Raw genomic sequence first — 12795 nt, forward strand, 5'->3', positions numbered from 1 at the left:
GATCATGACCATCCGCATCGACGGACCCCTGCGGGACCGTTACGACGAAATCCTCACTCCCGAAGCGCTCGAGTTCATCGCCGAACTGCACCACCGCTTCGCCGGCCCGCGGCACGAACGCCTCGCCGAGCGCATGCAAGTGCGGTACGACCTCGGCAACGGCCGCAACCTGCGCTTCCTGCCCGAGACCGAGCACATCCGGGCGGATGCCACGTGGCAGGTCGCCGGCGCCGGCCCCGGCCTGCACGACCGCCGGGTTGAGATCACCGGACCCACCGACCGCAAGATGGCGATCAACGCGCTGAACAGCGGCGCGAACGTGTGGCTTGCCGACCAGGAGGATGCCACCAGCCCCACCTGGCAGAACGTCATCGAGGGCCAGCTGTCCCTCTTCGATGCGATCCGCGGCCAGCTCGAGTTCACCAGCCCGGAAGGCAAGCAGTACGCGGTCACCGCCGAGCGCACGCCCACGATCGTGATGCGCCCACGGGGCTGGCACCTGGTCGAGAAGCACCTCAGCTACACCGACCGCACCGGTGCCCGGATGGCCGCAAGCGGCAGCCTGGTCGACTTCGGGCTGTACTTCTTCCACAACGCGAAGCAGCTGATCGAGACCGGCTCCGGCCCGTACTTCTACCTGCCGAAACTCGAGAACCACCTCGAGGCACGCCTGTGGAACGACGTCTTCAGCTTCGCGGAGTCCTATGTCGGCATCCGGCACGGAACCATCCGCGCCACGGTGCTGATCGAGACCATCTCTGCGGCGTTCGAGATGGACGAGATCCTCTACGAGCTGCGCGACCACTGCGCCGGACTGAACGCCGGACGCTGGGATTACGTCTTCTCGATCATCAAGAACTACCGCGGCCGCGGCCAGTGGTTCGTGCTGCCCGACCGTGACCAGATCCTGATGACGCTGCCGTTCATGCGCGCCTACACCGAGCTGCTCGTGAAGACCTGCCACCAGCGCGGCGCTCACGCGATCGGCGGCATGAGCGCGTTCATCCCGAACCGCCGTGACCCGGAAGTCACCGAGCGCGCCCTCGAGAAGGTCAGCGCCGACAAGCGTCGCGAGGCCACCGACGGCTTCGACGGCACCTGGGTGGCCCACCCGGACCTGATTGCCACCGCCCGCGCCGAGTTCGACGCGGTACTCGGCGACAAGGCGAACCAGGTCGACCGCCGCCGTGACGACGTCGAAGTCACGCCGGCTGACCTGCTGGACATCCGCTCGGCCGGCGGCCGGGTGACCGAGGCGGGCGTGCGCGGCAACATCGCGATCACCATCCGCTACGTCGACTCGTGGCTGCGCGGCATCGGTGCCGCCGCGATCGACAACCTGATGGAGGATGCCGCGACCGCCGAGATCAGCCGGTCACAGATCTGGCAGTGGATCCACCAGGACACGGTGACCACGGATGGCACGACGATCAGCCGCGAGTACGTCGAACGGCTGCTCGCTGAGGTCGTCGACGGCCTGCCGCGCTCGGCCGGTGACCGCATCGACGACGCGGTCGAGGTGTTCCGCGAGGTCGCCCTGCGCGAGGAGTTCCCGACTTTCCTCACGCTCTGCGCCTACAGCCGCTTCCTGATCGAGCAGCCGGAGGTTGCGGAGGCCGCGGCGTAACCATCGCCCCATCCCTGAGTTAGCCGAAAATGCTAGTCCTGCCACCGCGGGACTAGCATTTTCGGCTAACTCACGCGGAATAAGAGTCAGTCGTGCACGCGCTGCACCAGCCGCGACAGCACGATCGCGCTGCGGGTGTGATCAACGTTCGGAGCATTGCGCACGCGCTCCAGGGCATCTTCGAGGCTCGGGATGTCGCGGCTCCTGATGTGCACGATGGCGTCGGCCGACCCGGTGACCGTGCCCGCGTCGACGACCTCCGGCACTCCGCTCAGGATCCGCTTCAACTCCTCCGGCGCCACGGTGCCGCGGCAGAACAGTTCGACGTAAGCCTCAACCTGTAATCCCTCGACCGCCGGGTCCACCTGAATCGTGAACGCACGGATCACCCCGTCAGCCACCAAGCGGTCCACCCGGCGTTTCACTGCAGAGGCCGACAGCCCGACGGCATCCCCGATATCGCCGTAGCCGGCACGGGAGTTCTGGCGGAGCAGAGCGATGATGCCGTGATCGAGGTTGTCCATCCGCACAGCATATGGAGATTTATTGCACTGAGGGAAGTGAATGCAGCGATTTCGTGCGCAAACTCGGCGAAAACTTGCGAGATCTGCGTGTGAGGATGTACGCATGACCATCACTCGCCCGGCTGCGTCTGTGCCCGAACGCGCCGCCACGAAGCGCACTGTGCTGATGTGCCGACCAACCTACTTCACGGTCGTCTACAGCATCAACCCGTGGATGTTCCCGCAGAACCCGACCAATACCGAGCGGGCCGTCGAGCAGTGGCAGTCGCTCTATGACACCTACATCGGCCTCGGCTACGACGTGCACCTGATCGACCCGATCAAGGGGCTGCCCGACATGGTCTACGCCGCCAACGGTGGCTTCGTGATCGACAACATCGCCTACGGCGCGAGCTTCACCTACCCGGAGCGCCAGCCCGAGGGTCCCGCCTACATGGACTGGTTCCGCGCCAACGACTTCGATGTGCGCGAGCCCGAGAACGTCAACGAGGGCGAGGGCGACTTCCTGCTGGTCGGTGACACGATCCTCGCCGGCACCGGCTTCCGCAGCGCCTCGAACAGCCACGAGGAGATCGCCGAGATCTTCGGCCGCGAGGTCCTCACCCTGAAGCTGATCAACCCGAGCTTCTACCACCTGGACACCGCCATCGCCGTGCTGGATGACACCAACATCGCCTACCTGGAGAGCGCGTTCGACGAGGCATCCCTCGCCATCCTGCGCGAGCGCTACCCGGAGGCCGTCCTCGTCAGCGAGGAAGACGCCACCGTGCTCGGCCTGAACAGCTTCAGCGACGGCTACAACGTCGTGATCGCCTCACGGGCCACCGGCTTTGAACGACAGCTGCGGGAGCGCGGCTACAACCCCATCGGCGTCGACCTGTCCGAGCTGCTGCTCGGCGGCGGCGGCGTCAAGTGCTGCACCCTGGAGCTGAGACGATGACGAACGCCAACTCCCCGTTGATCGACCAAGTGGCTGCGCACACCCCGCAGGTCGAGCCTGTCGAGACCATCACCACCGACGCGATCGCCCGCGAAGAGGCGCACACCGCGCACAACTACCACCCGCTGCCGGTGGTGGTTGCCAGCGGTGAGGGCGCCTGGGTGACGGATGTCGAGGGCAAGCGTTACCTCGACTGCCTCGCCGCGTACTCGGCGGTCAACTTCGGTCACGGGCATCCGGTGCTGGTGGATGCCGCCAAACGGCAGCTCGAGCGGATCACGCTGACCAGCCGGGCCTTCCACAACGACCAGCTCGGCCCGTTCGTGACCGCGCTTGCCGCGCTCGCCGGCAAGGACATGGTGCTGCCGATGAACACCGGCGCAGAGGCGGTCGAATCGGCCATCAAGGTGGCGCGCGCCTGGGGCTACCGGGTCAAGAGCGTCGAGCACGACAAGGCCTCGATCATCGTCGCCAACGGCAACTTCCACGGCCGCACCACGACGATCATCAGCTTCTCCGACGACGCCGACGCGCGGGGTGACTTCGGTCCGTACACGCCGGGCTTCATCAACGTCCCGTATGGGGATCTCGCCGCCATCGAGGCCGCGATCGACGAGAACACCGTCGCGGTGCTGCTCGAACCGATCCAGGGTGAGGCGGGCGTCCTGATTCCGCCGGCCGACTACCTGCCTGCGGTGCGTGAGCTGACCACCCGCAACAATGTGCTGTTCATCGCCGATGAGATCCAGTCCGGACTCGGTCGCACCGGCGCCACCTTCCAGTGCGACAACGTCGGTGTCGTGCCAGATCTGTACCTGCTCGGCAAGGCGCTGGGCGGCGGCATCGTCCCGGTCTCCGCGGTTGTCGGCAACAAGGACGTGCTCGGCGTGCTCCGCCCTGGCGAGCATGGCTCCACCTTCGGCGGCAACCCGCTGGCGGCCGCGGTCGGCCTCGCGGTCGTGAAGCTGCTGGAAACCGGCGAGTACCAGACGCGGGCCAAGACGCTCGAACGGCAGCTCGCCGAAGGGCTGCAGCGACTCGTCGGCCGCGGCGTGCTCGACGTGCGGGTGATCGGACTGTGGGCCGGAATCGACATCGACCCGAAGCTTGCCACCGGCCGGAAGGTCGCCGAATTGCTCATGCAGCGCGGGGTGCTCGCCAAGGACACGCACGGCTCCACCGTGCGGCTGGCGCCGCCGCTCGTAGTGACCGCGGACGACCTCGAGTTCGCGCTCGAGCAGCTGGAGGCGGTGCTCACGGAGCTGGGCGTCTGACTCCAGTTCAGAGAAAGTGTTGGTGCGGCGGGGAAAGTTAGCCTAACCTAACTTCGGTCCTGTTAGTCGAACCCCCCCCGGAGTCCCATGCGCACCATCGCTCGCCTTGCCGTCGTCGTCGCCGGCACCCTCGTCCTCGCCGGCTGCGCAAGCGGCCAGGCATCCGGGACCTCCGACGACACCGAGACGGCCACCAGCGACGGAGCGTTCACTCTGTACTCGGGTCGGGATGAGGCCCTGATCCAGCCGTTGATCGACAAGTTCGAGCAGCAGAGCGGGATCGAGGTCGAGGTCCGCTACGGCAACACCGCCGAGCTCGGTGCACTGCTGCTGGAAGAGGGCGACCGCACGCCTGCCCACGTCTTCCTTTCGCAGGATGCCGGCGCACTCGGTGCGCTCAGCGAGGCGGGCCTGTTCACCACCCTGCCGGCCGAGATCGCCGACGCGGTACCCGCCGGGTTCACGTCGACTGACGACAGCTGGGTCGGAGTCACCGGCCGTGCCCGAGTGATCGTCTACGACGGTCAGAAGCTCACGGCCGACGATGTTCCCTCGAGCGTGGACGCCTTCACCGACCCGGAATGGTCGGGCCGGTTCGGCATTGCCCCGAGCAACGCCAGCTTCCAGGCCTTCGTCACCGCCTATCGTGTGCTCAATGGCGAGGAGGCAGCCGACGCCTGGGTTGAGGGCGTCGCCGCGAACAACCCACAGATCTTCGACAACAACCGCGCCGTGCTCGCCGCCGTCGATGAGGGCGTCGTCGAAGCCGGCTTGCTCAACCACTACTACTGGTTCGCCCAGGCCGCCGAGACCGGCGCCGACAACATGCGCGCCCAGCTGTCCTACCCTGAGGCCGGAGACCCGGGCTCGATCGTGAATGTCACCGGTGCGGGGATCCTCAGCACTGGGGCTGTGGATGCTGACGCGCTGGAGTTCGTGCAGTACCTGGTGTCCGAGGAAGCCCAGCAGTACTTCGTGGACGAGACTTTCGAGTACCCGCTGGTCGAGGGCGTTGACGCACCCGATGGGCTGCCCGCCCTCGACTCCCTCGTGAACCCCGAGCTCGACCTGTCTGACCTCGAGTCGCTGTCAGTGACCCAGGAGCTGCTGGCCAAGCACGGCCTCATCTGAGGCCGGCCGTGACGGTCGCCCGAACCGGACACGCCCGCCCAAGGCGGGCGCGTCCGTTCGGCGCGCCCGGCTGGCTGCTCGCGCTCGCCGCGGTCAGTGCCGCCGCCGCCGCGATTCCGCTGGTCTACCTGGTGGTCCGAACCACGGATGCTGGAATCCCCGAGCTGCTCGCCACGCTGCTGCGCGGCCGCGTTCTGCAGCTGACCATCAACTCGGTGCTGCTCGCCCTCGCGGTGACTGCTGCCTGCCTGGTGCTCGGCACCATCGTGGCCTGGGTGCTCACCCGGGTGCGGATGCCGTCGCCGAAGTTCTGGCTGCTGGTCGCGGCGCTGCCGCTTGCGGTGCCCTCCTACCTGGCCGCGTACGGTTGGCTGGTTGCCATCCCGTCGATGAACGGATTCTTCGCCAGTTGGCTGGTGATGACCGCGGTGTGCACGCCGTACGTGATCCTTCCGGTCGCCGCAGCGCTCCGCGGGGCATCCGGCGATCTGGAGGCCGTCGCCCGAACCCTGGGTCGCTCACCACTGTCGGCGTTCTGGGCGGCAACCTGGCCGCAGGTGCGTCCCGCTGCGATCGCCGGCGCACTGCTGGTGTGCCTGTACACGCTGTCCGACTTCGGGGCGGTGTCCATGCTGCGCTTCCAGACGCTGACCTGGGGCATCAACGCCGCCTACAACGCGAGTTTCGACCGCAACCAGGCGGCGCAGCTGGCACTCGTGCTGGTGGTGCTTGCGCTCGTCGTGGTGACCGGCGAACGACGGGCACGCGGCCACGTTCCGCGCCCGGCGGCACACACCGTGCCTCCGCGCCGAGCCGCCCGGCGCTGGTTTGCGCCGCTTGCCGCCCTCGTGCTCGCGTCGCCCGTTGCCGGTGTGCTGGTGCCGGTCGCCGGGCTGCTCAGCAGGCTCGTCGAGGCGGAAACCATTCGCGACATCGATGTACCCCGGCTTCTCGCCGCCATCGGGGCGACCCTCGGGCTCGCGCTCGCCGGGGCGCTCGCCGCGGTCGTACTGGCCCTGCCGATCGCCGCTCTCGCCGCCCGCTACCGCGGCCGACTGGTGAACCTGATCGAGTCGGTCGGCTTCCTCGGCAACGCATTGCCCGGGATCGTCGTCGGGCTTTCACTGGTCTTCTTCGCACTCGCGGCGGTGCCCGTGCTCTACCAAACCGTGGTGGTGCTGGTGTTCGCCTACGCAGTGCTGTTCATGCCGAAGGCGATCGGATCGGCCAGGAGCGGCATTGCCTCGGTACCGGCCGGCCTGATCGATGTCTCGCGGTCGCTCGGGCTGTCCCCGTTGGCTACCTGGTGGAAGGTGACCGCGCGGCTGGCGTTGCCGAGCATCGGGGTCGGCGCCCTGCTGGTGGCCATCTCGGTCATGAAAGAATTGCCCGCGACGCTGCTGCTGCGGCCGACCGGGATTTCGACGCTCGCCACCGAACTCTGGAACCGCACCGCGGTCTTCGAGTACGGCGCTGCAGCACCCTATGCCGCCGCACTCGTGCTGCTGGCTGCGGTTCCCGCGGTGGTGCTGTCGGGCATCCGCGGTGTCGCGAAGGAGGAGCTGTGAGCTGGGTCACGATCGACGGCCTGCGCGTCGGCTACGGCAGCGCCCCGGTGCTCGTCGATGTCGGTCTGCAGATTCCGCGCGGCTCCCTCGTCGCGGTGCTCGGCCCGAGCGGCTGCGGCAAGACCACCATGCTGCGCGCGATCGCGGGCCTGCTGCCGACCACCGGCGGAAGCATCCGCGTCGGTGACAAACTGCTCTCCGGCCCCGGCAAGCAACTCGCCCCGGAGAAGCGCGGCATCGGCTGGGTGCCACAGGATGCCTCATTGTTCCCGCACCTGACCGTCGGCGAGAACATCGGCTTCGGGCTTGCCCGCGGGGGCGGACGCTCCGCCCGCATCACGGAACTCGCCGCGCTCGTCGGCCTCGGCGACTACCTCGACCGGGCTCCATCGCAGCTCTCCGGCGGACAGGCGCAGCGCGTCTCGCTCGCCCGGGCGCTCGCTCCGCGCCCGGATCTGGTGCTGCTCGACGAACCGTTCGCCGCGCTCGACCCGCTGTTGCGCACCTCGCTGCGCGCCGAGGTCGCCGAACTGTTGCGCCTTCAACAGTCGACCAGCCTGCTGGTGACCCATGACCAGGAAGAGGCGCTCTCCCTCGCCGACCATGTCGCCGTGATGATGGCCGGTCGGATCGTCCAGTGGGGGACACCGGTCGAGGTGTACGAGCGGCCGGCGACCACCTGGGTGGCGCGCTTCGTCGGCGACACCGTCGAACTGGACGGACGCTGGTCGGCCGGGTCCGTTGACACGGCACTCGGACTTCTCGAGGCCGACCCTGTTGGGGGCGTGGTGCCCGGCGAGGGAGACTCGGTGCGCGTGGTGCTCCGTCCGGAGTGGCTCGAGCTGGCGGCATCCGGAACCGATGCGGTCGTCTCGGCGATCGCCTATGCGGGCCATGACGCGCTCGTCAGCCTTGTCCTCGACTCCGGGGTGATGGTTCGGGCGCGGATCGCGGCGCCGAAGCTGCCCGAGCGCAGCGACCGGGTACGGGTCGCGGTTTCGCATCGGGCGCTGGTATACCCGCACGCGTCCGCCGTGGTGCCGACGGCCGTCTGATCGACCCGCGGATCGACGCCGCGATACGCTGAATCCGTGCCCCAGCTCCCAGATGACCTGCTCAATCGCCTGCGCGAGCGGGCCCCCGGCTACGACCGCGACAACCGATTCTTCGACGAGGACCTCGCCGAGCTGAAGGACGCCGGATACCTCGAGCCGCAGAGCCTGCTCGAGGGGGTTCGCAACCAGCGGCTGCTGGCCAGGTACGCCCCGGCAACCGCGCTGGCGATCAATATGCACCACGTCGTCGTCGGCGTCGCCCGGGTGCTGCACGACCGCGGCGACACGAGCCTGGACTGGGTGCTCGAGGATGCCAGGAACGGGGAACTGTTCGCTTTCGGCAACAGCGAGGCGGGCAACGACCAGGTCATGTTCGACTCGCGCACCGCGGCGGTTCCGCAGGCGGACGGCTCGTATGCGTTCACCGGCACCAAGATCTTCACGTCGCTCGCTCCCGCCTGGACCCGGCTGGGCATCTTCGGCCGGGACGACAGCGATCCCGAGAACCCGAAGCTCGTGCACGGCTATCTCACCCGCGAGACACCCGGGCACGGCACCCTCGGCGACTGGGACACCCTCGGCATGCGTGCCACGCAGAGCTTCACCACGAAGCTTGAGAACGCCGTGGTGCCCGCCGAGCGAATCTCGCGCACCCTGCCGGTCGGGCCGAGCGCCGACCCGTACATCTTCGGCATCTTCACGAACTTCCTGCTGCTGATCAGCGCGGTCTACGCCGGCATCGCCGACCGCGCACTCGAACTCGGCGTCGAGGCGGCCCAGCAGCGCACCTCACTGAAGAACGACGGCCGGGCGTACGCGCAGGATCCCGACATCCGCTGGCAGCTGGCGGATGCCGCCATCGCGCTGGATTCCCTGGCGCCACAGATCGAGTCCTTCGCCCGCGATGTCGACGAGCTCGTCGACCATGGCAGCGCGTGGTTCCGGCTGCTCGTCGGCTCGAAGACCCGCGCGGTGGATGTCGCCCGCGACGTCGTCGACAAGGCGATCCGGGTATCCGGCGGCGGCTCGTACGGCAACTCGGCCGAACTGTCCCGGCTGTACCGCGATGTGCTCGCGGGGCTGTTCCACCCGAGCGACCCGGAGTCGGCGCACTCGACGGTCGCGCAGCACCTGCTCGGCCCCCTCGAGTAACCCCCTTCGTGAGTTAGCCGAAAATGCTAGTGTTTCGCGGTCGCGACTAGCATTTTCGGCTAACACAGGACGTCGCAGGGATACTGAGGGCATGGACGACTGCTGCGGGCCTGAGGGCTCCGCCGAGTACGCCGAGGTGTTCGACGAGCGGTTCGCGCGCGGCGTCGCCCGCCGCTACCGCCGCCGCGGTCTCACCCGCACCGCACGCCTCATCGTCGACTATGCGGAGTCGGCGGACCCAGCCGGAGTCAGCGGCGCGTCCGTGCTCGAGGTCGGCGGGGGAGTCGGCGAGATCCAGCTGGAGTTGCTGTCTCGTGGCGCCGGCCACGCGGTGAACCTGGAGCTTTCGCCCGGCTACGAATCCGAGGCCGCCCGGCTCATTGCTGAAGCGGATGTCGCCGACCAAGTCACTCGCCGCATAGGGGTTGACATCGCCCGCGAGCCCGCGCGAGTCGAGCCCGCCGACATCGTCGTGCTGCACCGTGTCGTCTGCTGCTACCCGAATGTCGATCAGCTGCTGGCGGCGGCCGCGAACCACGCCAAGCGGCTGGTGGTGTTCAGTTATCCGGCGGCGACCTGGTTCGCGCGCATGTCGGTTGGGATGAGCAACTTCTTCATCCGGCGCTCGGGGCGGACTTATCAGGGCTACGTGCACTCGCCCGAGCACATGCTGCGCATCCTTCGCAGGCAGGGGTTCGAGCTGCGCAAGCGCCAGCGAGGGCTGGTCTGGTCCGTGGTCGCCGCCGCCCGCACGGCGACCAGCTGACCAGCGGCGCGCGGCTGACCAGCGGCGCGCGGCTCAGGCCTTGCGCGCGACCGACTCGTCCAGGGCGAGATCCTCTTCCGCCTGCTTGCGGCCGTCGCCGTGGTAACTGAGGTACAACCGCTGCCGCAGCGACGAGTCGTAACGGATGCGCAGATTCTTCGACACCACCATCCACACGATGCCCACGCCCATCGCGATGAACCCGGACGCCGAGCCGACGCCGAGCGCCCAGCGTGGGCCGAATTCGTCAGCCACCCATCCCACGATCGGCGCGCCAAGCGGTGTGCCGCCGACGAAGATCGCCAGGTAGAGCGCCATCACGCGGCCGCGCATGCTCGGCGCGGTCGTGGTCTGGATGGTTCCGTTCGCCGTGGTCATCAGGGTGATCGAGGTGAATCCGACGAGCACCAGGGATGCCGCGTACGTCCAGTAAGTCGGCATCAGTGCGGCCAGCAGCAGGCTCGCACCGAACGCCCCAGCCGCGGCAAAGACGATTCGCAGTCGCGGTCGCTCCCGACGGGCGGCGAGCAGGGCACCTGCGACTGAGCCGATGGCGAGGATCGACGAGAGGATGCCGTACTCGCCAGCCCCGAGGCCGAACTCAATGCTCGCCATGGTCGATGAGTAGATCGGGAAGTTCAGGCCGAATGTTCCCAGCAGGAACACGATGACCATGATCACCATGATGTCTGGGCGCCGTCGCACGTATCGGAAGCCTTGCAGCAGCTGGCCGGGCGAGCGGGGGGCGCGTTTCTGAGGCCGAAGCGCTTCGCGGTTGAGCAGCAGCAAGGCGGCGATGGTCGCCGCGTAGGTGCCGCCGTTGATCATCATCACCCAGCCTGCGCCGATCAGTACCGTCAGGCCGCCGGCGACGGCGGGACCGATCAGCCGAGCGGTGTTGAACGATGCCGAGTTCAGCGAGACCGCGTTCGGCAAGTCCTTTTCGCTGACCAGGTCGGAGACGAATGCCTGGCGGGCGGGAGCATCGATCGCGGCGACGATTCCGAGCAGGAACGAGAACCCGTAAACATGCCACAATTCCGCGACGCCGGTGACTACGACCAGGCCGAGCGCGAAGCCCAGCACGGCCATGGTGATCTGGGTGATCATGAGCAGCTTGCGGCGGTCGAACCGGTCGGCGAACAGGCCTGCCCAGGGCACGAGCAGCAGTTGCGGCGCGAACTGCAGACCCATGTTGATGCCGAGCGCGGTGGCGTCGTTATCGGTCAGTTCGGTGAGAACAATCCAGTCCTGGGCGGTGCGCTGCATCCACATGCCGATGTTCGAGATCAGCGCACCGGCGAACCACAGGCGGAAGTTCGCAATGCTCAAGGATCGGAACATGGCGCTCAACTTTCGGCAAGCTCCTTAATGACTGGTGCGGCAGCCTCTAGGGCAGCGCGCTGGGCGGGATCGAGGGCACGAAGTCGTTCGACGAACCAGGCGTCCCGCTGCAGCGCGGTCTGCTGGACCAGATCGCGACCGGCCGCGGTCAACGAGACGACGACTTTACGGCCGTCGTCGGGGGCGGAGGCGCGCGCGACGTAGCCGGCCGCTTCCAGCGCGTTGACGGTGCGATTCATCGACGGCGGCGTCACCTTCTCGCTCTCGCTGAGGCTGCCGATCGTGCAGTCGCCGTGCCACTGCAAGCTGGCCAGCACCGAGAACTGGCTGTCAGAGATCGAGTCATCGGCCTTCTGTGCACGCAGACGGCGTGCCAGGCGACCGATGGAGAGGCGCAGGTCGTGGGGCAGGGTGTCGTCAGTCATGGATTATTTAGTTTAGCAAATTAGCGGCGCTAAATAAACCGCAGAGGCCTACCATGTGGACGTGCCCACCTTCACGGCGATCCGCGATGATCGAAGCTTCGACGACGCGCACGGCGTCACGGTGCATTACTACGTCTGGGCGCCCAAGGTGCCGAAGGCGGTGCTGCACCTGGTTCACGGGCTCGGCGAGTATGCGACCCGGTACGAAACCCTCGCCCAGGAGCTGGTGAACGCCGGCTTCGCGGTGTACGCCTCCGACCTGCGTGGGCACGGTCGCACCGGCCTCGGCCAGTGGGACCGCGACACCAGCAAGCTCGGCCGACTCGGCCCGGGCGGGCTCCGCGCCACCATCGAGGACGTGCGCCAACTGACCGGCATCATCCGCGCCGAGCACGCCGACCTGCCGATCGTGCTGCTCGGGCACAGCCTCGGCTCGCTGATCGCCCAGAAGATCCTGAACACCGATGCCCGTCTGTACGCGGCGGCCGTGCTCACCGGCACGGCATACCGGATGCCGGGATCGATGAACGGCGGCGACCTGAACGCCAAGCACAAATCCCTCGGCGATACCGGCCGGATATGAGTGGCTAAGCCGCGACGCGGCGATCTCCAAGGCCTTCCTCGATGACGAGCTGACCTTCACCGCCAACGTGCTGAGGCTGTTCGGCCTGCGCGACGGGCTGCGCCTCTACGGCCGTCCCGCGAAACGCTTGCAGGACATCCCGGTGCTCATCATGATCGGCGGCGACGACACCCTCGGCGGCGAGAAGAGCGTGCACCGGCTGGCGGATGCCTACACCCGCCGGTCGGGAATCAGCGACATCGAGGTGGTGGTCTACACCGACGCGCGGCACGAGGTGTTCAACGAGCTGAATCAGGACGATGTCCGTGCCGACCTGCTCACCTGGCTGCGCGCACGAATCCCCGAGCTGACCGCCCGCGCGCGCGCCACCAAAAACAAGGACGACGTTCCCTCGGATTAGGCTGGA

13 protein-coding genes are annotated in these 12795 nt (G+C 67.7%); 10 read left to right on the forward strand and 3 right to left on the reverse strand.

Annotated features, from left to right (window positions below; all coding sequences use genetic code 11):
* Positions 1 to 4: 4 nt before the first annotated feature.
* The gene (aceB, locus tag GO591_RS00585; protein WP_157155032.1) at positions 5 to 1627 is read left to right on the forward strand and encodes a malate synthase A; all 1623 of its coding nucleotides are present in this window, start codon (positions 5 to 7) and stop codon (positions 1625 to 1627) included.
* Between the two features lie 86 nt (positions 1628 to 1713).
* Here aceB and GO591_RS00590 read toward each other — a convergent pair whose 3' ends face one another.
* Positions 1714 to 2151, reverse strand: coding sequence for an Lrp/AsnC family transcriptional regulator (locus GO591_RS00590; protein ID WP_157155033.1), 438 nt, complete (start codon positions 2149 to 2151; stop codon positions 1714 to 1716).
* A gap of 103 nt (positions 2152 to 2254) precedes the next feature.
* Here GO591_RS00590 and ddaH point away from each other — a divergent pair, with 103 nt between their 5' ends.
* From ddaH to GO591_RS00625, 7 genes are all read left to right on the forward strand, one after another.
* Positions 2255 to 3091 (forward strand): dimethylargininase, encoded by an 837-nt coding sequence (ddaH, locus tag GO591_RS00595; protein ID WP_157155034.1) that lies wholly within the window; start codon positions 2255 to 2257, stop codon positions 3089 to 3091.
* Positions 3088 to 4365, forward strand: a complete 1278-nt coding sequence (gene rocD / locus GO591_RS00600; RefSeq protein WP_157155035.1) for an ornithine--oxo-acid transaminase — start codon at positions 3088 to 3090, stop codon at positions 4363 to 4365. The genes ddaH and rocD overlap by 4 nt, the downstream gene beginning before the upstream one ends.
* A gap of 87 nt (positions 4366 to 4452) precedes the next feature.
* Positions 4453 to 5496, forward strand: a complete 1044-nt coding sequence (locus GO591_RS00605; protein ID WP_157155036.1) for an iron ABC transporter substrate-binding protein — start codon at positions 4453 to 4455, stop codon at positions 5494 to 5496.
* A gap of 8 nt (positions 5497 to 5504) precedes the next feature.
* Positions 5505 to 7064, forward strand: coding sequence for an ABC transporter permease (locus GO591_RS00610; protein WP_198295509.1), 1560 nt, complete (start codon positions 5505 to 5507; stop codon positions 7062 to 7064).
* Positions 7061 to 8119 carry an ABC transporter ATP-binding protein gene (locus tag GO591_RS00615; protein ID WP_157155037.1) on the forward strand — a complete coding sequence of 353 codons (1059 nt, stop codon included), beginning with the start codon at positions 7061 to 7063 and terminating at the stop codon, positions 8117 to 8119. The genes GO591_RS00610 and GO591_RS00615 overlap by 4 nt, the downstream gene beginning before the upstream one ends.
* A gap of 36 nt (positions 8120 to 8155) precedes the next feature.
* Entirely contained in the window at positions 8156 to 9271 is a 1116-nt protein-coding gene (locus GO591_RS00620; RefSeq protein ID WP_157155038.1) for an acyl-CoA dehydrogenase family protein, read from the forward strand.
* Positions 9272 to 9362: 91 nt separating this feature from the next.
* Positions 9363 to 10037, forward strand: a complete 675-nt coding sequence (locus tag GO591_RS00625; RefSeq protein ID WP_157155039.1) for a methyltransferase domain-containing protein — start codon at positions 9363 to 9365, stop codon at positions 10035 to 10037.
* Between the two features lie 33 nt (positions 10038 to 10070).
* Here GO591_RS00625 and GO591_RS00630 read toward each other — a convergent pair whose 3' ends face one another.
* Complete coding sequence (locus GO591_RS00630) at positions 10071 to 11390, reverse strand: MFS transporter (RefSeq protein WP_198295510.1); 1320 nt, start codon at positions 11388 to 11390, stop codon at positions 10071 to 10073.
* A complete protein-coding gene (locus GO591_RS00635) occupies positions 11387 to 11806 on the reverse strand; it encodes a MarR family winged helix-turn-helix transcriptional regulator (protein ID WP_157155041.1) in 420 nt (139 codons plus the stop codon). The genes GO591_RS00630 and GO591_RS00635 overlap by 4 nt, the downstream gene beginning before the upstream one ends.
* A 61-nt stretch (positions 11807 to 11867) precedes the next feature.
* Between GO591_RS00635 and GO591_RS16005 the strand changes: the two genes are divergently transcribed.
* Together GO591_RS16005 and GO591_RS16010 are read left to right on the forward strand one after the other, a co-directional pair.
* Positions 11868 to 12389: an alpha/beta hydrolase gene (locus GO591_RS16005; RefSeq protein ID WP_255446916.1), complete on the forward strand. Its 522-nt coding sequence runs from the start codon at positions 11868 to 11870 to the stop codon at positions 12387 to 12389.
* A 49-nt stretch (positions 12390 to 12438) separates the two neighbouring features.
* Positions 12439 to 12789, forward strand: coding sequence for an alpha/beta hydrolase (locus GO591_RS16010; RefSeq protein WP_255446946.1), 351 nt, complete (start codon positions 12439 to 12441; stop codon positions 12787 to 12789).
* Positions 12790 to 12795: the final 6 nt, after the last annotated feature.

Source organism: Diaminobutyricimonas sp. LJ205 (assembly GCF_009755725.1).
GTDB lineage: Bacteria > Actinomycetota > Actinomycetes > Actinomycetales > Microbacteriaceae > Ruicaihuangia.

Bases quoted from the DNA above. Each gene is read 5' to 3' on its own strand.
- aceB (WP_157155032.1), top strand. From the start codon at position 5: ATGACCATCCGCATCGACGGACCCCTGCGGGACCGTTACGACGAAATC.
- GO591_RS00590 (WP_157155033.1), bottom strand. From the start codon at position 2,151: ATGGACAACCTCGATCACGGCATCATCGCTCTGCTCCGCCAGAACTCC.
- ddaH (WP_157155034.1), top strand. From the start codon at position 2,255: ATGACCATCACTCGCCCGGCTGCGTCTGTGCCCGAACGCGCCGCCACG.
- rocD (WP_157155035.1), top strand. From the start codon at position 3,088: ATGACGAACGCCAACTCCCCGTTGATCGACCAAGTGGCTGCGCACACC.
- GO591_RS00605 (WP_157155036.1), top strand. From the start codon at position 4,453: ATGCGCACCATCGCTCGCCTTGCCGTCGTCGTCGCCGGCACCCTCGTC.
- GO591_RS00625 (WP_157155039.1), top strand. From the start codon at position 9,363: ATGGACGACTGCTGCGGGCCTGAGGGCTCCGCCGAGTACGCCGAGGTG.
- GO591_RS00635 (WP_157155041.1), bottom strand. From the start codon at position 11,806: ATGACTGACGACACCCTGCCCCACGACCTGCGCCTCTCCATCGGTCGC.